The organism is Spartinivicinus marinus, from assembly GCF_026309355.1.
GTDB lineage: Bacteria > Pseudomonadota > Gammaproteobacteria > Pseudomonadales > Zooshikellaceae > Spartinivicinus > Spartinivicinus marinus.
The window spans coordinates 1821604-1842625 of sequence record NZ_JAPJZK010000001.1 but is presented as its reverse complement, the minus strand read 5'-3'; the positions used below and the strand labels follow the sequence as shown (position 1 = coordinate 1842625).

Sequence of the window (21022 nt, the reverse complement as noted above, 5' to 3'; positions counted from 1 at the left end):
ACAGCATTATTAACTACATTTTAGAGGGCTATATGAGAGTCAAAAAAATTGTCTCACTGGCAGGTTTGTTTTTTACTTCAAATTTCGTTAATGCAGATTTACTGGATCATAATCGCTATGATGTTCAAGATATCAAGGTAACGACACAAGTGGGGAGTAACTGTGCTTATCCCATTTACGCTAATGGTCGTATGCAGGCTCCAGTAAATATTGCTATTAAAGTGCTTGATAAAAACTCTGGAGAAATAGTTAACCTATCGAAAGAACAGCTAGAAAAGTTTATTGTTCTAACTGACTCATCAGGAAATGAGCTGACCTTTGAGCAACCTGCAAGTCGGTCATGGAGCTTTACGTTTAAAGAAAATGAGTTTTTACATCGAGTAAAAGAACCAATGATTTGCTCAAATATAAACACTGAAACATTGAATGATGAGTGGTCTTCATTAAATACTTATGTGTATACTAAAGATGAAGTTTATGCAAAAATAATTTGTGCGTCAGTGAAGTTTACTAATGAACAAACTATGAATAGTTGTAGCGGTAATTTTGATGAGTTTGTCAGGATTGAGAGTAAAGCCGAAAAAAAACATCCTGCCAGTGCCTTTTTATTTAGAAAAAACTTGTTATGGGATAATTATCCTGAAAGAGATAAAAATGCAGGAAAAGCAGAACCGCAAATGCATTATCGTGCTTATGAGTACACTATACGCCTTATCAGTGGAGATGATTTATACTCAATTGGCAGGAAGTCAAGTGAAACGCACTCTCTATCATGTGTCAGACCGAATACAATATCGATTGATCATTTCTCTGTGGTTGGTGATACGGGTGGTAGTGTTTGGGGTATTCCTTGTTTTGAAGAAGAAAACAAGTATACCGCACCTATAAAGTTTGGTGGTTACGAAGTGCTTCAACATGAGGGCAGATTAAAACTCACTCGTGGTCAATTTGTAAATATTGCATCAAGTGCAAGTAGTCGCGCAGAAGAGTTATCTTTGATTGATAAATACGGAAATGAAGCGACAGTTTTTCTTCAATATAATGATAGTACAAGTGCGTGGGTACTATCTGATTAGCCTAGCTAGGAACTTATTATGAATGTAAAAAAATATTGCTTCTTCATAAGCGCCTCAAGTTTGCTATCAATGACAAACTATGCCACAGCGGACTTAGATCCTAACCGTTTTGAAATACAAGATGTTAACGTATCAATGTCAATCCAAGATGATGCTGCTTATCCCATTTATGCTAATGGACGAATGCAGGCACCGGTTGATATTGCCTTGAAAATATATGATAAAATTAATTCACAATATATCCAGCTAACTGAAACTCAACTAAAAAATGCAATAATTTTGACTGATATAAATGGGGTGGTGTTAACATTTAACCAACCTGTTAATAACTCTTGGGGTTTTACTTTTACAGAAAATTCATTTTCCCATAGGATAAAAGAACGCTCGAAGAGATCAAGTAGTAGTCAAGTTTCATCTAGTCCAGTATGGTCAAACTTGCGAGCTTATGTTTATACAGATGAAGAAGTTTATGAAAAGAAAATCTGTATCGCCGTAAAGTTTACAAGTGATCAAACATTTAATAGTTGCAGTGGTAATTTTGATGAATACGCAAGAATTGAAAGCAAATCAGAAAAAACCTATATAGCAGACTTTTTCACTTTGAGCCAAACCAAGCTTTGGGATAGCAATGATGAAGATTGGGACTCATCATTAAACCAGCAGTTGTACCAACACTATATATCACACAAACAAGGAATTAAATTACATTCTGTAGGTAGGGTTGGTACCTGGCGTGGTGAAACTGTTATTAGATACCCTGAAGCAGACAATATATTAACCTTTTCAATGCACGGAGAAGGCGGGACAGCCTGGTTTATTCCATCTTTGACTAAAACCCATTATTCATACATGGGGACACCTTATCCTATCAATAACCGAAAGGGACAATTAAGTATCCTTAGAATAACATCACCTGATAATCCTGTTTCACCAGAAAGTCCTGCGTATCGACATGTAGTAAATAAACAGCCACTTTATATTCTTGATAAATATGGAAATGAGTCAACCATTAGTCTTGAATTTAGTAGTGATGAAAGTAAGTGGGTTTTACTTGATTAATTCATGGCTCTATATGGACTCCTAGAGAATTATATCAATAGCTTGATTAAATTATTAAGTAAGTTTTTTCCTCGGTGCTTTATATTGTACAAATGTACTTGACTACAATAAGGTGCCTTTTAAAGTGTTTTAGAAACTTCATCCACCAAATAAAGTATAGATTGATAGGGTATTCCACTATGGTGGGAAAGCCCTATCTCGCAAGTGCGGCTGTTGCTAAAGCCTCGGGAGCAGTGGGTTGGAATTTGTGCTTTCAGTGGTTTAACTGCGGCTGCATTTAGCTCGGGTGTGGTAAAGCCTTTATCGCCTGCCCAGCCGCAGCATTGGATATGTTTTGGAATGATAACTTCTTTAGCACAGGTTTTTGCGAGCTTTAACATGTCTGCTTCAAGTCCCATTCGGCGCGAACTACAGGTTATGTGGAGCATAACTGTTTCTTCAGTAGGCTTAATTATCAGGTGTTCTAGTAGATATTTACTGACAAAACCTGTTGGCTCTAATACTTCAAGTGGCTTATTAAATTGCTCGATACTTTGTTTAGCGCAGGGGCTGGTATCCATCAGTATTGGATATTTTCCTTGTTCGGTTGCTTGCCACAAAACCGCTTCTAATTGTTTGGCTTTTTGTTTGGCTAAGTCATTCATACCTTTACTGCCGTATGGCATACCGCAGCATTGTTCAGTGAGTTTATCTGGGATAATGGCTTCATACCCAGCTTTATTTAACAGTGAAAGTGTTACTTCAGTTAACGGGCGCTGGTCACTTGCGTCTGTTTGTTGTCCCATTACTCTGCTGGCGCAGGATGGCATATATACCACTTTTTTCTGATTTGATATATACGGGTTTAGTGGGGCAGCTAAATTATGTTTGTTAGGCTGTGGATATTCTGCAAACCAAATGGGTGTTGAGCCTTTAGTTAACGAGCGTAGTCCATTCACGAGTTTTCCAACGGTTATCTTGCCGAGGGTTTTACAAGCCAGTTGATTTGCGCTTAAACCCACCCTGGCAATTTTGGTTGTAGTATCGAAATGTTCGGCAGTCCATTTAGCAATTAGCCTGTATTTTTTATATTTCTCTGTCCGAAGCTGTTTAATTAAGTCGCCAGTATTGATTTCAACAGGGCAGCGTTCAGCACAAAGACCTGTAGCTGCACAGGTATCAATACCTTGGTAGTTAAATACTTTTTGCAGCTCTGAGGCTTCTATATTTTCACCTGCACGCTTACGTCGTTGTAGCTCTCGGAACAATACTATACGTTGACGTGGAGAAAGGGTAAGAGTACGGGAGGGGCACACCGGCTCACAAAAACCACACTCAATACAACGGTCGATTAATTGATTAGCCGCTGGCATTGGCTTGAGGTTTTCAATATGTGAATGTGGATTGTCGTTAATAATAACACCAGGATTAAGTAGGCCTTCAGGGTCAAACAGCTTTTTAATTTGCTGCATGAGTTTGTAGCCTGCTTTACCCCACTCCAGTTCTACATAAGGTGCCATATTTCGGCCAGTGCCATGTTCAGCTTTTAACGAGCCCTGATATTTAACGGCTACCAACTCAGCAACTTCATCCATAAACTGGCCATAACGTTCGATTTCTTGCTGGTTATCAAACCCTTGGGTAAATACAAAATGTAAATTACCCTCTAATGCATGGCCGAAAATAATAGCTTCATGGTATTTGTATTTATCAAATAGCATTTGTAAATCACGAACACCATTTGCTAAATTTTTTACTGGGAAAGCGACATCTTCAATAATAACGGTGGTACCAACCTGGCGAACAGCGCCCACTGCAGGGAACATACCTTTACGAATTTTCCAAAGAGTTGAAACTGTGGTCGGGTCACTGGTAAATGGTTCTGACTCAATAATGGTAAATGGGGCTAGTGAGTCAATTACTGATTTGCACTGACGATCGAGTTGTTGCTGACTACTGGCATGGGTTTCTATGAGTATTGCAGTGGCTTCTAAATCTAGGTGTTGAATAAACTCTGGCATACCGGGTTTATCTGCCACTGAGCGAAGTGCCCGGCCATCCATCATTTCTACCGCTGCAACCGGCATTTTCGATAAAGTGGTTACTGCACGACAGGCGTCTTCAATGGTAGCGAAAACTAATAATGCAGAGGCTTTGTCAGGGTGCTCTACAACTGTGTTATAGGTAATGTCAGCAATAAAGCCGAGGGTGCCTTCTGAGCCTATCATCAAATGTTCAATGACTTTAATTGGGTCTTGAAAATCCACTAAAGCATTTAAGGCATAACCAGTGGTATTTTTCAGTCGGTATTTATGTTGAATTTGTTCGGTTAGCGCTTTGTTATCTAAAGTTTGTTTACAAAGCTGATTGAGTTTTTCAATAAATTGAGGGTGGGATTTTTTAAATGATGCAATGTTTTCCCTATTGCCAGTATCTAACAGCGTTCCATCACTGAATACTATTTTCATATTGGCTACTGTTTGGTAGGAATTTTGCGCTGTACCGCAGCACATACCACTGGCATTATTGGCAGCAATCCCACCAATTTTACAGGTATTAATCGACGCAGGGTCAGGCCCAATCTTTCTTTGAAAAGGTGCTAAGTATTTATTGGCATCGGCACCAATTACTCCAGGTTGGAGCATGATTTGATTGCCATTTTCTATGACTTGATGATTACGCCAGTCATCAGTCAGGGTAATAAGCACCGAGTCTGAAATGGCTTGTCCAGATAAACTGGTGCCAGCTGCTCTAAAGGTGTAGTGAATACCCAGTTTACGACAGCTTTTGATTGCAAAAATCACTTCTTCCAGGTTTTTAAGCTGTAAAATAATTTTGGGAATTAAACGGTAAAAGCTGGCATCGGTTCCATAAGCCAAACACTTGGCTTCCTGAGTAATAATTCGCTTGCCTTCTATTTTAGTTGCAAGGATAGATTCCAGTTGCTGGTAAGTGGCTGTTGAATTGGCATTTACCATCTAATAGATTCCTTAAAAAACTAAGGCTTTGAAACCAGCGAGTCTTGCGACAGCGCTGAAATGCTATTGGCACCTGTTAAGGTCATAGCGACACGGATTTCGTTTTCATAAAGATTTAATAGGTTTTCTACCCCTGCGCCACCTTGTGCGGCAAGCGCATAAACAAAGGAGCGACCAATCAAGGTACAGTCAGCGCCTAAAGCCAGCATGCGAACGACATCTAGCCCGGTGCGAATACCAGAATCCACTAGAATTTTAAGATTACCCTTCACGACATCTGCAATGGCAGGTAATGCTTTAGCGGTAGATAAAACACCATCCAACTGTCTTCCACCGTGGTTTGACACAACAATACCATCAGCACCAAAACGTACGGCATCTTTCGCATCGTCTGTATCTAAAATACCTTTAATTACCATGGGGCCTTCCCACATATCGCGAATCCACTCTAAGTCTTTCCATGAAATAGAAGGGTCGAAATTAGCTCCCAGCCAACCAATATAATCTTCAAGTTTGGTGGGCGTACCCCGATAGGTAGAAATATTACCCAGGTCATGGGGTTTACCTAATAGACCAACATCCAGTGCCCAACTAGGGTGACGCATTGCTTGAAAAATACGACGCGTGGCGGCATTTGGTCCACTCATTCCTGAATGCATATCACGATAGCGTGCCCCGGGCACTGGCATATCAACGGTGAAAACTAATGTACTAACCCCTGCGGCTTTGGCTCTTTCGAGAACATTTTTCATAAAACCACGGTCTTTCAGCACATATAACTGAAACCACATGGGCCTTTGAATGGCAGAGGTCACTTCTTCTATTGGGCAAACAGACACTGTTGATAAAGTAAATGGAATCCCTTTTTTTTCTGCTGCTTTTGCTGCTTGTACTTCACCTCGGCGAGCATACATACCACTTAAGCCAACAGGTGCCAGGGCAATAGGCATAGAAAGCTTTTCTCCAAATAACTCGGTATTAATGGCTAAGTTAGACATGTCTTTGAGGACTCGTTGACGAAGGGCTATTTCACCTAAGTCGTCGGTATTGCGCTTTAACGTTCGCTCATCGTATGCACCGCCATCAATATAGTGGAATAAAAATGGAGGTAATTTTGCTTTGGCGGCTGCGCGGTAGTCTGTGGAAGCAGAAATAATCATAAGTAGTTTATTTTTTCGTGTTTAAGTTTTACTGACTGTTTTTGCTAAAAACAGTTGATTACTATAGTTAGCTACTCTACGAAACTGTCGCAAAAGCTGTTATTCCATATCGGGCACTAAATTTACTTTCTGCATCCTTTTGCGACAGCCTCCTCTGGGAGAAGGAACTTAGTTTTGCAACACCCTCCTACTTAGTAGGGCCTTATTCAAACTACTACCGGCTCATTAATGGATCATTTAACTGGAAACCATAAATCAAAATAAGACCAATGATGCCAGTTACTATTAGGTAGTAGGCAGTAGGGATAGCGGTTTTTCGCAAGGTTGCCCCTTCACGCCCTAAAAGTCCAACCGTTGCTGAGGCTGCGACTACATTGTGAATAGCAATCATATTTCCTGCCGCCGCCCCAACTGCTTGAAGTGCGATAATTACTACACTGGAAATTGTTAGTGCTTGGGCTGCTTCAAACTGGAACTGGCTAAACATCATATTAGAAACTGTATTAGATCCAGCAATGAAAGCACCTAAGGCGCCCACAGTAGCACTTAACGCGGGAAATGCGGAGCCCACCAGGTCAGCCACATAATTGGCTGCTGTTACTGGCATGCTTGCCAAGTCTGCGCCATTAACACCTGAATTAATAAAAATACGTACCATAGGAATAGTAAATATTAAAACAAAGCCTGCACCAACCAGTGTTTTGCTAGATTCACTGAAAGCGTTTACTAAAGGCCTTACCTTTTGAGTTTGAAGAAAAGCGGCTAATAAGGCGACAAAAACCAAAATGCCACCGGGTAAATAGAGTGGCTGAATAGCTGTACTGATGCCGACTTCTCCAAGAATATTATTAAAAGAAAGACTGACACTTTGTAAGAAGCCTTTAAACTCCATGCTAACCCGGCTAATCACCAGAATAGCCGCTAACAATACATAAGGCGCCCAAGCTTTAGTTAGGCTCATCGGTTTTGTGTTTTCATCCAGATTTATTTTTAGCGAGCCTAACCACTCTTTAGGCCATTTGTCTTCTGTTTCGAAATCCCATTGTTGCTTGGGCACCAAAAAGCCTTTTTTGGCAGCTGTTACCACAATAGCTAAACCCACCAGACCACCAATCAGTGATGGAAATTCAGCGCCAAGAAACACGCCAGTTAGCGCATAGGGGATAGTAAAAGCAGCACCTGCAAACAAGGCAAATGGCAGAATGGTTAATCCTTCAGTCCAGCTTTTATTTTTACCAAAAAAGCGAGTCAGCATCATCGCCATTAATACTGGCATTAAGGTACCAACAGCTGCATGGATCAATGCGACACTTGAGGTAATTTGCTGCAGATAAATATCCCAGTTTGAGCCGTTAGCAACAAGCACTTCGCCAATCTTGTGAGTGTCGAGCCCTTTGTTTACACCAACAATAATTGGAGTGCCAACCGCGCCAAAAGAAACAGGTGTCGACTGAATCATCATACCCATTATGACTGCCGCGAGAGCAGGGAACCCAATAGCCACCAGTAAAGGCGCGGCAATAGCAGCGGGGGTGCCAAACCCAGAAGCCCCTTCAATAAAGGAGCCGAAACACCAGGCAATAATAATAGCTTGCACACGACGGTCTGGGGAAATATCGGTAAAGCCATTGCGAATAGTCGTAATGGCGCCAGTGTGTTTAAGGGTGTTTAGTAAGAAAATGGCACCAAACACAATCCACAATACTGAGACAGTAATCCCCAGGCCTTGAACAACAGAAGCCAATACCCGGGTGCCAGACATATCCCAGAACATCAAGGCAATCAAAACCGTTAAGCCAAATGCAATTGGCATAGCTTTTTTAGCAGGCCAGTTAAAGCCAATTAGCAATATGGCTGCCACTATGATGGGTGAAAAAGCCACTAGGGCTAGTAGTGCTTCACTCATTGGTACCTCCCCTGCATGTATTTCTCCGATTAGGCTTCATCGGGAAATGCTTTTTGTTGTAATGATTTTGTTAATTTTTTATGAATTTACCCCTTTATTTTTTGTGGATATAGGGAAATAATGAAAATGATTAATTCCAAAAATGACATAATCAGGGCGCCTCTATAGTGCGAGCAGACGATTTAGTTTTGTTTTCTCAGGTGGTTGAGCTGGGCAGTTTTAGTAAGGCAGCAGAAGAAAATAACCTTACCAATTCGGTAGTTAGTAAAAGAATTGCTAGGCTGGAAGAAGAAATAGGTACCCAGCTTTTATACCGAACCACCCGGAAGCTGACACTGACAGAAGCAGGTAAGGCTTTGTTGCACAGTGCAAAAAGTGTGAAGCAAGCTACTCAGGAGGCAATGGATGCGGTTTCAGGGTTTGGAGAAAGCGTCAGTGGCTACATTAAAATGTCAGTACCCACTATCTCTGGGGAGTTGATATTAGCTGATGCGGTGGCTGAGTTTTGCAACATGCATCCTGGGCTGACTGTAGATATGTCTTTGGATAACCGCTTCGTTGACTTAGTGGCGGGTAGTTATGACTTAGTCATCCGCACTGGCTACCTGGAGGATTCCAGCCTGATTGCTCGCCATATCCTCGATTCTCAGTGGGTGGTATGTGCATCTCCTTCCTATATTGCTAAGCATGGTAAACCCATCATCCCCATTGACCTCACCAAACACAACTGTCTTCAATATGCCTATCAAACAACAGGGGCCAGTGACTGGGAATTTAAAGGTGATAACGGCAATTACATTGTCAAAGTGGCAGGATCTTTTTCTACTGATAATGCAGCCGCACTTCGCAAAGCAGCCCTTGGTGGGCACGGAATAGCCTATGTGCCCCGTTGCCTGGTTTACCATGATTTTCGTAATGGCCAGCTAGTGGATATATTCCCAGAATTGGTAGGCAAAAAGCTGGGTATTTATGCGGTTTATCCTTTTACCAGACAGCCGCCGAATAAAGTAAAGCTGCTTATCGAGCATATTAGGGAAAGGTATTTAACTATCTCGCATTATTTTTAGAGGCTTATGGCTGGCAAAACATAGAATTAATTTCAGAAAGCATCCAATTCATAATTTGACCACAGCCTCTATCACGACGTTTAACGACCCCCATGGCAACAGAAAAAGAGCCAGGAATGTTTTGGGTTGATAATTTTACTGACTCATTGCTATACCATTCAATATTGGCCACATGCTCTGGTACTAAGGCCCAGCCAACACCTTTAATAACAAGAGAAGTAATATGGTAGTAACTGTCTATATACCAATACTCTGAAGATATCGCTTTAGTCTGTCGTTTACCCATGCGCCCACGAATAACCAGTTGTCGATGTTGATTTAAGTCTGCGACAGTTGGTGCCGAAATGTTGGCTAGTGGATGTGTGGAAGATACGATTAGGGAGTGGGTTATTTGGCCAATCTGCATAAATTCCAGTGAATCGGGCAATAGGTTTAAGTGAAATAAAATACCTAAGTCTGCCTGCTGGGCTTCAACCCATTCTGCAATATCATCTTGAGAGCCATTAAGTATCGTTAGCTTTAATAAAGGAAATTGTTTGGCGACTTCCTGAAAAAAATGCTCAAAAGGTTCGATAGGCATCGCTTCATCCATAGCAATGGTAAGTGATGCTTCATTTCCGCCAAGTACTGTCATTGCTCGAGCCTGTAATCGTTGGCACTGAACTAGCACCACTTGGGCTTCTACATACATTTCTTCTCCAGCAGGGGTAAGTACTGGTAGACGTGCCTGACGGTTAAATAATTCAAAGCCAAGGTCAGCCTCTAAGTTGGCTATAGCCGTGCTGATACGCGATTGTGCTTTACCCAGTTTACGCGCAGCTGCAGAAAATGAACCTGCCTCCACTGATGTAACAAAGGCTTCTAGTTGGTCGAGGTTCCAGCGCATATTCAGCTCCGTTTTATTAGGGCCTGTTAACAGACCCTAGCTAATGTATCCGAAAATCGGATAGATAATAACTTTAACCTATCGTTAAATAAAAGATAATGGCAGCAGTTGTGAGAAGCTCAAGTTAAGATGTGTAATTAAGAATGAATAGTGACTATTCGAATACTAATATTCGCCAAACCTTTTTACGTTATACCATACCCTCTGTTGTAGCCATGCTGGCCAGTGGTTTGTATCAGATTGTAGATGGTTTTTTTATCGGCCGTTTTATTGGTTATGAGGGGCTAGCGGCAATTAACCTTATATGGCCAGTTATTTGTCTTATCTCTGCTGTTGGTGTGATGATAGGGCTAGGGTGTGGCAGCCTGATTTCAATCAATAGAGGCGAAGGTAATTTAGTTACAGCCAGGCAAACCTTGTTCACCGGGATTGGCTTGCTTTTTATGTTTGGTTTGCTAACTATGGTGATAACATTTCTGGTAAGTCCTTCTATATTGGTAGCTCAAGGTGCCTCCCAACAAACATTGCTGTATGGAATGCAATATGCAGAGATATGTACGTTAGGTGCGGTATTTTCTATCAGTGCAACTGCAATGCCTTTATTAATACGTAATTTAGAAAGCCCCAAAATTGCAACCTGTTTACTGGTGATTGGTGCAGTTACTAATATCATTTTGGATTATCTATTTATTGCCCAATGGCAGTGGGGGCTAAAAGGCGCTGCTCTTGCCACTGTCATTGCTCAATTGCTAGTCGTGGCTTTTAGTTTGCTGTTCTTTTTTTCTTCATATTCATCCATTAGATTGGGGCTTTCAACGTTAACATTTAGTTTTTCTAGAGCAATTAAAATCACCAAGCTTGGCTCCTCTACCTTGATAATGTATTTGTATATTAGCTTTGTTGTTGCATTGCATAACTGGTTGTTTATGAAATATGGTTCACCAGTGGATGTAGGGGCTTTTGCGATAGTGGGCTATTTGATGTCGCTCTATTATTTACTTGTTGAAGGCGTGGCAGAAGGTATTCAACCACCCGTCAGTTATTTTTTTGGTGCGAATCAAAACGATAATATTCAAAAAATACTTAAACTGGCAATTAAAGTAGTAATAGTCAGTGGTGTAATTTGGCTGCTGATACTTAACCTTTTTCCTGTAACCATCATTAGCTTGTTTAATGGTTCTGATGCTGAGCTTATCAATAAAACCCAAAATGGGATACAGTTGCATTTATTAACACTATTCCTTGATGGGTTCTTTGTTATTGCCACGGTTTATTTTTTGGCAATCAATCAAGGAGCAAAAGCACTAATGATATCTGTTGGCAACATGCTGGTTCAGATACCTTTCTTGATGATACTGCCCCAATGGCTAGGGATTAATGGAATATGGTTAGCCTTACCACTTTCGAATTTAGCGTTATTTTTGGTCGTAGCACCGATGTTGTGGAAAAATGTAAGTGGACGGTGTAGGCAAGATCAGGCACTTGCTTTAATAGATGGGTAGTTTTTGCTGGAGCAGCAAAGTATCTATAGAACCTTTGCATTGATTACTGATATAAATCTATATATAATTCGCGCCTCATTGCAAGATGCCTTTTCTGGCTGCTGAATCTTGCTCGAATACCACTCCTTTATTTCAATACTTTGGAGTGGCGTGTTTGTGTGCATTCTAAATTTATATAACAGAATGCCTTTCGAGCATTGGTAGCTATCATGACTACTTCTTTTAAACGCTTGGTAAAAGCGTTAAACAAACAAAATCTATCAGTTACAAAAACTAATTCAGTCTATTATGTTGCTAAAAAAATCTGTGATAACGTCTCTTCTGCACAGCTTCTTTTACCGGAGCATTTTGATCTGGATGGCAAGGCGCTAAAACAGTTAATGAGCTTTGCCGGGGTCTATCACCCTAATGGTGGTGCCGTTAAGGCTGTTAAAGCAACGCCTGATTTTCATGCTGGCTCTTTGGTGCCAGTAGGTGCGGTTTTATCGACCACAAAAGATTTTATTATACCCCAGGCGATTGGTACGGATATTCACTGTGGTATGCGCCTGCATGTGGCGGATATTGATATCGCGCTATGGCAAGAAAAAAAGCCTTTATTAGTAGAAAAACTACGCGGAGACTTGCTGTTAGGTAGCCGAGACTTACCAATGGCCATCTCAAGTTTTACAGCGCTTTTTCAACATGGATTATTAGGTTGGATTGATGAAACTAAAAAACAACCAATGGGCGATTTACAAGCTGCTGATTTTAAGCAGTTGGAAAGTGAGCTGGAATCTATTTTCGAATACGGCAGCTTACAGGGTGGTTGTAAATGGGCGCCTGAAAGCCACACAACAGATAAGCGGAACTGTATTCGAGATGCCTCTTTAGCAACAATTGGTGGCGGTAATCACTTTGTCGAGTTTCAATACCTGGAAGATATAGCTGATAATAAGCAGGCATTTGCTTGGGGATTACATAAAGGACAGCTTTCAATAATGATTCATACGGGCTCTCGTGCACTGGGCTTACATGTGGGGAATTATTGGAATGATAAAGCTAAACAGGCGTGGCCTAATGGGGAAAAATTTCCAGAAAGCGGTATCTTTCCTTTATATGGAGAACTGGCAAGTGACTATTTTTCTGCTATGAATACGGCAGCTAATTATGCGAATTTAAACCGTTTATTACTAGCGGAAATTGTTCGGCGTCGAATCAGAGAGGTATTTGGTGCTAATATAGAAATGCCGCTAGTGTACGATGCGCCGCATAATATCGTAACCCAAGAAAGTGACTGCTATATTCATCGTAAGGGGGCAACACCAGCGCATTTTGGGCAGCCGGTGCTAATTCCTGGTTCTATGGGGGATCCTTCCTATCTAATGATGGGGTTAGGTAATCAGGCATTCTTATGTTCAGCTTCTCATGGTGCCGGTCGGGCTAAACCACGACATGAAATGTTTAGGTTGAACCGTGATGGTCAAGATATTGGGCTAGGTTGTATTGATTGTATAACTTTAAAAGAAGATCGACTAATTGAAGAAGCACCTGGTGCTTATAAAGATATTAATGCAGTGGTGGATGTACAGATCCAAAATGGCATTGTGAGTCCAGTAGCAAAGCTGGTCCCTTTACTGACATTTAAAGGCTGAGTGAGATTGCACGATTAGCTAATATTGCTGATCTTAAGATACTTGAATTAATTATTAAGCAGTATCCAGAATTAGACTTTCTTAAACAATCTATTGATAAAAAAGAATAGATTATCGGTTTGACTTGTTTGAGCTTTTGTCTGACTTTCTGTTTGTATGGTGTTGTAGTCAATGCAAAATTAACCTGGTATATTAATGTAGTATTAAAAGTGTTGTTTGATATAAAATGCTCTAATTCATACATAACCACTAGCAAGTATATTTGCCTAAAAATACTAGCCATTTAATAAGAAAGTAACTAAATGAGGTTTTTAGCTTATTTGATAATTTTTTTAGCTGCTCAGCCAATTCGGCTTATGTTTTCAATAGTGAAGGAGAAGTAAACAATGTACCGGTTACCTTTAACTTAACTGTGGATGATAGTGGTAATGTAACTGGATACTATCTCTATACTCTTCGCGAATGATTCTTATACCCCTAGGGCACAAGGGCTTTGTTACCATCGCTCTTTACCCCAGTCATTTAGTTTACCTAAACTCCTGGGGCTTCATCGCTCGGTGGCCTCGCCTAAATAATCCTTCGCTGTGAGTATATACCACTTTTATTGATCTAGACTCAATAACAGACGGGAATCAGTACTGTTATATCTTGAAAAAAACTACGGTAATGAGCTAAAAGTTAAAGTAAAGGCTAGTTAAAAATATAAGTGAAAATTTAGGGAAGGCAGTAAACGACTTTCCTTTTACTGTGATCCTCTAGGCCTACTGTAGCAATCTCCTGGTGAATAAATGTAAGTCGCTTATTCATTCTTAAAGAGAGTGCCCATAGTCTTACTTCTAAGGAAATACCTTGAAAATTACAAAAAATGATGATGGCTCAATTAATGTTGAGGGAGAAATTAAGTATAAAGGGCTTCAGGCTTTGCGAAGCCTAGGTACGATAGAAAAGGTTTCATTCAGTAAGTTAAAGTTTCTTCCAGCAAAACATGTTGCTGATCTAGTTGAGTTCAAAGAAATACGAGAGCTGTGGATCTGAAACTCAGAGCTTGGTAGTAAAGTACTAGATGTTGCTACACCAACGTTGGGTAGGAAGATGGCTTACGTTATATCCATTGATTGAGCTACTTCAAGTGAACAATATAGACCTTAATGCAATGGTAACCTCGAAGCTTGGATTGTCACAAACAATACAACCAGAAGATCAAGAATATTGCGTTGAAGGTATTATAGATACCCTTTAGTATTAAAAAACTGCTACTGCAAGCTTGGCGGCAGCAGTTTTTCCCTAAAAGGAGTCATTATGGAGATAGATAAAAATTTATTTTGATGTAAAAGTTTACTCAGCTAAATAAAGGGGCCAGGACTCATTTGCTGGTGACTGACAATCCACAGGGTAAGCACCGACTAGAACTTTTCCATATTTAAGAGATGGGTGGTAAGTAAAGCCTTTTGCATCAGCTGCTTCTGCCAGTTTAATCATATCTGCTTCGCTAACACTCCTTTGCAGTGGCCCCCATTGAACATCACATCGATTAAATCCAAAATTCATTCGCTTATAGCTTCGTATTTCAGATAAGTACAATGGCCATGATTGATTGGCTGGTGACTCACAATCGGCGGGGTATGAGCCTACTAACACCTTGCCGTACCGTAACATTGGGTGGTAGGTGAATCCTTCGGCATTAGCGGCTAATGCTAAAGCGATCATATCTTCTTCAGTAACGCCTGATTGTAATGGTCCCCATTCGGTGTTGCAGCGATTAAAGCCAAAATCCATTTTTTTGTATGCTCTGGCTCGTGATAAATACAATGGCCATGATTCATTAGCGGGCGATTTACAGCCAGTAGGATAAGAGTCAATCATCAGCTTTCCATATCTTAAAGATGGATGATAGGTGAAGCCAAAAGCATTAAATTCTTTTGCTAGGGCAATCATATCTGCCTCAGAAACACCTGTTTGAAGTGTTCCCCAATTAACATCGCAGCGGTTAAACCCATAATCCATTTTGTCGTATATGGTATAAGTAGATGCTATGCTGGTAGTGCTAGCTAATAAGGACAATGCTAAGCACAATTTTAATTTGTTAGTTTTCATTTACACTCCATCGAAAGTTGGTTTTTTTATGTTAAAAGTTTACACAACTATTGAATTTCACTTATTAAGTGTATCCGTCTAATAAAATCTAAAAACGAGGATAATAACTTGCCGCAAAAATTATTTCGAACTACTTTCCTCCTAAAAACCCCCCAGTTTGATGAGCCCACAATTGAGCATAAATACCACCGGCTGATAATAAATCTTGATGAGAGCCTTGTTCAACTAATTTGCCTTGATCCATTACGATTAGCCGGTCCATTGCTGCAATGGTGGAAAGTCGGTGAGCAATTGCAATAACAGTTTTGCCTTCCATAAGCTTGTATAAGTTATCTTGAATAACAGCCTCTACTCCAGAGTCAAGTGCAGATGTTGCTTCATCTAACACTAGAATAGGTGCATTTTTTAATAACATTCTGGCGATAGCTATCCTTTGTCTTTGTCCCCCAGAGAGCTTAACTCCACGCTCTCCTACTTGTGCTTCAAATCCTTTATTACCATTGGAGTCAGTTAGCTTTTGAATAAAATCGTAAGCTTCTGCTTTTTTACATGCGGTGATTAGTTCTTGTTCACTTGCATTAGGTTTTCCGTAAAGAATATTTTCTTTTACCGATCGGTGTAATAACATCGTATCTTGGGTTACCACACCAATACTTGCTCGTAGAGATTCTTGTTGTATTTTGACTATATTCTGCCCATCAATTTTAATTTCACCTTGAGCTACATCATAAAATCTCAGTAGTAAATTTACCAAGGTTGACTTTCCTGAACCAGAGCAACCGACTAAACCTACTTTTTCCCCTGGCTTAATACTTAAGTAAAGATTTTCAATAACACCTGATTTCTTTCCATAATGAAAACTAACATTAATAAACTCTATAGAGCCATTACTAACTTGGAGTGGCTTTGCTTGATCATGGTCAAGTACACTTTGTGGTTGGCTTAGAGTGTCCATGCCATCTACAATAGTACCGATATTTTCAAATAAAGCACTAATTTCCCACATGATCCAATGGCTCATTCCATTCAGGCGAAGTGTTAAAGCGATAGCTGCTGCAATTGCTCCACTAGTTATTTCATTTATTGACCACAAATATATAGATAAGGCTCCTATTGAAAAAACTAAAGTATAGTTTGTCAAGTTTAGGCAAGTATTCAAGCCCGTTATCAGTCGCAACTGTTTATGAACGGTGGTTAGAAGTATATCCATACTGTCTTGGGTGTAATTAGCTTCTCGCTTGGTATGGGCAAAAAGCTTTACTGTCTGAATGTTTGCATAACAGTCAACAATTCGACCAGTCATGATTGAGCGAGCGTTTGCTTGCTGTGATGACAAGTGTCGTAATTGAGGTATAAAAAAATATAGAATAGTAATATAAATGCACAACCAAATAAAAATGGGAATTATCAACCTTTTATCAGCTTGACCCAGCAATACCAGCATGGTTATAAAATATATGGTTATATATACCATAACATCGACAATCTTCATCATTGCTTCGCGAATAGATAAAGCGGTTTGCATGACTTTAGTTGCAATGCGGCCAGCAAAGTCATTTTGGTAAAAGGAAAGACTCTGCTTTAATAGATAACGATGAGCTAGCCAGCGTATAGACATAGGGTAGTTGGCTAGAAGAGTTTGGTGTACTAATAATGAATGAACCAATAACACTATCGGTATGACTACCAAAATAATAATACTGCATATTATTATTAACGTTTTTTCTTCAGCAAAAAAAGTAACTGGGTTACTTTTATCTAGCCAGTCTACTAATGTACCTACCAAACCAAGCATAGCGGCTTCTACAGCTGCAATAAGTGCGGTAAAAAATGACACTAATAAAATAGGCTTCCACATGCCTTGTGTGTAATGTAAACAAAACATTAGTAGGCTATTAGGTGGTTGCTGGGGCTCACGCTCTGGGAACGCCTTTATCATTTGTTCAAAATAGGCAAACATTACTTTTCCTTTAAAGCTATTGTGATGATATTCTCTTTGCTCTTTCGTGGCAAACTACACCATAGAAATTTTCATATTTAAACAAACTGTAAAAAAATCTATCACTGATCAGTTGTAAAGTAAGTATTTGGTAACCATCATCACTCTGTGATAACTATTGTTAGTTTAACTGTGTCGTTTTTAGGTCAGCCTTATTAAATTAATGATTTATATTAAAGATCTGGGTTTTTGCTCTATGTAAGTACAAACTGCCTAAATTAATAAAAAAATAAGTGTTCCATGCGTAAAGTTGTTATCTTGTTTTTTTGTGTTGTTTTCGTAGATACTAACCTCAATCACTATATTATTTATGGAGGCATGGAGTTAAGTTTGTAATTGTAAGACTTGCGCTAACAATTTTGATTTATATAAAATGCTACTTGAATGAATGCTACGGTTGGATGGTTATTCCTAAAACTATTCGTATTGACTATAGTTGAAGCTAGTAAGGCTATTTGGTTTAATATTAAACTGTTATTAGTTTGAAGTTTACTTCAATATCAATTTGAACAATAAAATTTAAACTATTTATAAAGTTCCAAGGAATAGGTTGTGAAATATGACTCAGTATTAACACTGCCCCCAAAGATAAACTCTGATTTAATTCAGTCAAAAGTCTTGTGGTTTACAGGGTTGTCGGGCTCAGGAAAGTCAACGCTCGCTAATGAAGTTAAACTATATTTTACCAGCTTGGGTATGAATTCAGTCATACTTGACGGTGATAAAATACGAAAGGGATTATGCAGAGATTTAGGATTTTCAGCACAAGCGAGGAAGGAAAATATTAGACGAATAGTTGAAGTGGCTAAGCTGTTTATTGAGTCAGACTTTATGGTGCTTGTTGCTTTAATCTCCCCCTATTTAAAAGAAAGAAAAATGGCTAAAGAATTTATTGGCCCCGAAAGATTTATAGAAATATTTTGCACTGCTTCATTGCAGGACTGCGAAGCCCGGGATCCTAAAGGTTTATATAAAAAGGCCAGATCAGGTTTGATTAGTGATTTTACGGGTATTTCCGCTCCCTATGAAAAGCCACTTATGCCTGACTTAGCAGTAGATACAAGTGCTCTACCTATAGAAGAATCAGTAAACACTATACTTGAGTATTTTTCGGTAAAACACACTTAATGTAACTATTTACTCAGCCTCTTATAAGGAATGTGTCTGTATTATTTTATTTAAATTATATGTAATACAGCACTATATGTATTTAGTTAGTTTTATGGAAGTTTGTTCAACAAACTGTTGATATAATTAATATATTGAGAAAGATATCGGCAGATTTAGATAGCATGTACTACTCGACAATAGAGTCATATGAAAAATTAACCAAGGTATTATCGTACAGGATTTTTATGCATATCATCGGGGCTGGCTTTGGTAGGACGGGGACTGTTTCAATACGTGAAGCACTTGCAATAGTAGGCTATTCACCCTGTTATCATATGGATGAGGTTATACGAAATCCCCATCATATTGACTTTTTTCTTAATGCCTTGACAGGGAAGCTCGTAGATTGGAATTCCTTTTTTGAACCTTATCAAGCCACATTAGACTGGCCTGCCTGTTGCTTCTATCGTGAATTAATGGTCGAATATCCAAATGCGAAAGTGTTGCTAAATATACGTGATGCTGAATCATGGTATGAAAGTGCTAAAACCACAGTGTTTCTCGCTAGTCGAACGAATGTCCTTCGCACACAATTACTGGCTCCATTTTCAGCTCGTTATCGCTACAGAAAAAAACGAAAGCAATTCATGCATGAAAGTGTATGGAATAGTATATTTCAAGGACGTTTTCTGGATAAATCTTATGCTATAGATATGTATAACCAGTGGAATAACGATGTAATAGAACATGTCCCTTCAGATCGCTTATTAATATACAATATTAAAGACGGCTGGCCGCCATTACTAAATTTTCTTGGTATCAATTTAAAAAAGAATACTCCTTTTCCCAACTTGAACTCGCGTGATGTGTTCTTAAAGAGTATGAAAAATGATTTTCAAGCAGGTTTTACAGGAAAAAATCATGCAAGAGCACAATGACACTCAACCTTTAATACCTGCTCAGTTTTGTGCTATAACTTGTGATAATATGCGTAAGTTGGATGTGCATGAAACTGCGTATGTAATAGCACAATCATTTGTAAAGTACGAGCCTCTTTGTAAACACTTAGGTGTTTCTTTTATAAATATGTACGATACATGTCTTTCATTTATAGAGCAAACTTACGATGATCAATTGTCTTTAGTTTGTCGTAATAAAAAAGGTAATATTATTGGTGGTACTCTTTGTCGAGATTTAACAACTCCTGTATTTTTTCATAAAAACAGCCGAGCAGAGCCTAGTGCTGCATTGTTGTCGCAACTAATGGATATGTATTTCCCCCAAAGCATTATTGAGACAGTGGCGCGTGGTGAATATGTTGAAATATTTACTACGGCAATTTCTGCATCAAATTCAAGTAAAGGTATTGGGCGGTGGCTGATAGAGACTGCATCATCTCACTTTGCCAATCGTGGCTATCAATTTAGCATAACGCAATCAACTTCACCTGTAACACAATCATTACGAACCCAGTGTGGTTTCAAAGTTCTTGGCACTATACAATATGATGACTTTCTTTTTGAAGGAGAGAAACCATTTTCTGGTATCCGTTTTGATTATGATAAGCATAAAAACAAACTTTTTTCGTTAAATAAAGCTGGTATTGCTTTATTGAAGAAAAGCCTCCATTTTCATATAACGTAATAAATTAAACTATTAAGGTATAAAAATGAGCTATAGCCAATCCTTTATTTCTAAAGTTAGAAAAAAATATAAAGTTAGGCCATATATTGATCCAAAGCAAGAAATAATTGCTCGTGCTGATTTTATCGCAGAGCAAATTCTTGAAAGGAAAGCGCAGGGCGCTGTAGTGGGTATTAGTGGTGGCATTGACTCTGCTGTTGTTGGTGGTTTGGTTAAAATTGCAATAAAAAATCTCAATAACGATCCGAATAGAGAGTATGATTATAAATTTCATAGCCTTTATATGCCATATGGCATAAGACATGATAGGGATTATGCTTTGGAAATGGTTGAGTTCTTGGACCCAGATGAGAAATATGAAATGAATATGCAACCACCTGTTGATATTTTGCATGAAGATATTTTGAATAAACTTGGTGATAGGGGAGTAGAGTCACATCCATTTATTTCATTTGCTGCTGTTGCCAAAAATGCAAGCCTAGCGAATCTTTGTCGTTCGGAAAATATATCAAGAATGATGATGGCTACATTAAATTCATGGGGACTACTAACTAATTCAGTAGTTATGGGATGTCATAATGCAGCAGAGATTTTTACTTTTTTAGGCATTTTGTGGGGAACACGATGCTGTGATGTTGCACCTTTAACAGATCTTAGCAAGCGACAAATATCTGCATTGGCAAGTAAACTAGGTGTTCCAGAAGGTGTGATTAACAGAAAACCAGAGGGTGGTCTAGCAGTAAAGAACCCTAAATTAACTGATGAAGATATCTTTGGTAACGGAATCACTTATGATGAAATTGACGATTTTCTAGAAGGAAAAAAACTTGACGTAGATGTAGCCGATCGGTTGATGTCTATGTATGCAATGAGAAAACGCTATGGTGATAGAGAAGTAGAAACATATATTAATTGAGCCTATCTCCTA

General features: G+C 39.2%; 16 protein-coding genes. 10 read left to right on the top strand and 6 right to left on the bottom strand.

Going from position 1 to position 21022, the window contains the following annotated elements; all coding sequences use genetic code 11:
- The first annotated feature begins 32 nt into the window (after window positions 1-32).
- Window positions 33-1076, top strand: coding sequence for a hypothetical protein (locus OQE68_RS08335; protein WP_180569380.1), 1044 nt, complete (start codon window positions 33-35; stop codon window positions 1074-1076).
- 18 nt (window positions 1077-1094) lie between these two features.
- Window positions 1095-2135 (top strand): hypothetical protein, encoded by a 1041-nt coding sequence (locus OQE68_RS08330; RefSeq protein ID WP_180569381.1) that lies wholly within the window; start codon window positions 1095-1097, stop codon window positions 2133-2135.
- A gap of 119 nt (window positions 2136-2254) precedes the next feature.
- On the opposite strand, the gene OQE68_RS08325 is transcribed toward OQE68_RS08330, so the two are convergent.
- From OQE68_RS08325 to OQE68_RS08315, 3 genes are all read right to left on the bottom strand, one after another.
- A complete protein-coding gene (locus OQE68_RS08325) occupies window positions 2255-5092 on the bottom strand; it encodes an FAD-binding and (Fe-S)-binding domain-containing protein (RefSeq protein WP_180569382.1) in 2838 nt (945 codons plus the stop codon).
- 20 nt (window positions 5093-5112) lie between these two features.
- Entirely contained in the window at window positions 5113-6252 is a 1140-nt protein-coding gene (gene lldD / locus OQE68_RS08320) for an FMN-dependent L-lactate dehydrogenase LldD (RefSeq protein WP_180569383.1), read from the bottom strand.
- A 214-nt stretch (window positions 6253-6466) separates the two neighbouring features.
- Window positions 6467-8158, bottom strand: a complete 1692-nt coding sequence (locus OQE68_RS08315) for an L-lactate permease (protein ID WP_180569384.1) — start codon at window positions 8156-8158, stop codon at window positions 6467-6469.
- A 167-nt stretch (window positions 8159-8325) separates the two neighbouring features.
- Here OQE68_RS08315 and OQE68_RS08310 point away from each other — a divergent pair, with 167 nt between their 5' ends.
- Window positions 8326-9225, top strand: coding sequence for a LysR family transcriptional regulator (locus tag OQE68_RS08310; protein ID WP_180569385.1), 900 nt, complete (start codon window positions 8326-8328; stop codon window positions 9223-9225).
- 4 nt (window positions 9226-9229) lie between these two features.
- Here the strand turns inward: OQE68_RS08310 and OQE68_RS08305 are convergent, their stop codons facing one another.
- The gene (locus OQE68_RS08305) at window positions 9230-10111 is read right to left on the bottom strand and encodes a LysR family transcriptional regulator (RefSeq protein WP_180569386.1); all 882 of its coding nucleotides are present in this window, start codon (window positions 10109-10111) and stop codon (window positions 9230-9232) included.
- A gap of 143 nt (window positions 10112-10254) precedes the next feature.
- Here OQE68_RS08305 and OQE68_RS08300 point away from each other — a divergent pair, with 143 nt between their 5' ends.
- The 3 genes from OQE68_RS08300 to OQE68_RS08290 all read left to right on the top strand — a co-directional run bounded on the left by OQE68_RS08300 (window position 10255) and on the right by OQE68_RS08290 (window position 14282).
- Entirely contained in the window at window positions 10255-11613 is a 1359-nt protein-coding gene (locus OQE68_RS08300; protein ID WP_180569387.1) for an MATE family efflux transporter, read from the top strand.
- A 209-nt stretch (window positions 11614-11822) separates the two neighbouring features.
- The gene (locus tag OQE68_RS08295) at window positions 11823-13247 is read left to right on the top strand and encodes an RtcB family protein (protein ID WP_180569388.1); all 1425 of its coding nucleotides are present in this window, start codon (window positions 11823-11825) and stop codon (window positions 13245-13247) included.
- A gap of 849 nt (window positions 13248-14096) precedes the next feature.
- The gene (locus tag OQE68_RS08290; RefSeq protein WP_180569389.1) at window positions 14097-14282 is read left to right on the top strand and encodes a hypothetical protein; all 186 of its coding nucleotides are present in this window, start codon (window positions 14097-14099) and stop codon (window positions 14280-14282) included.
- A 300-nt stretch (window positions 14283-14582) separates the two neighbouring features.
- On the opposite strand, the gene OQE68_RS08285 is transcribed toward OQE68_RS08290, so the two are convergent.
- Entirely contained in the window at window positions 14583-15341 is a 759-nt protein-coding gene (locus tag OQE68_RS08285) for a hypothetical protein (RefSeq protein WP_180569390.1), read from the bottom strand.
- 130 nt (window positions 15342-15471) lie between these two features.
- Window positions 15472-17301, bottom strand: a complete 1830-nt coding sequence (locus tag OQE68_RS08280) for an ABC transporter ATP-binding protein (RefSeq protein WP_180569391.1) — start codon at window positions 17299-17301, stop codon at window positions 15472-15474.
- Between the two features lie 591 nt (window positions 17302-17892).
- Here OQE68_RS08280 and cysC point away from each other — a divergent pair.
- From cysC to nadE, 4 genes are all read left to right on the top strand, one after another.
- Window positions 17893-18468, top strand: coding sequence for an adenylyl-sulfate kinase (gene cysC, locus OQE68_RS08275; protein ID WP_180569392.1), 576 nt, complete (start codon window positions 17893-17895; stop codon window positions 18466-18468).
- Between the two features lie 227 nt (window positions 18469-18695).
- On the top strand, window positions 18696-19388 hold the full coding sequence (locus OQE68_RS08270; protein WP_180569393.1) for a sulfotransferase family protein: 693 nt from the start codon (window positions 18696-18698) through the stop codon (window positions 19386-19388).
- Window positions 19372-20094 (top strand): hypothetical protein, encoded by a 723-nt coding sequence (locus tag OQE68_RS08265; RefSeq protein WP_180569394.1) that lies wholly within the window; start codon window positions 19372-19374, stop codon window positions 20092-20094. Before OQE68_RS08270 ends, OQE68_RS08265 begins: the two co-directional genes overlap by 17 nt.
- A 25-nt stretch (window positions 20095-20119) precedes the next feature.
- Entirely contained in the window at window positions 20120-21010 is an 891-nt protein-coding gene (gene nadE, locus OQE68_RS08260; protein ID WP_180569395.1) for an NAD(+) synthase, read from the top strand.
- Window positions 21011-21022: the final 12 nt, after the last annotated feature.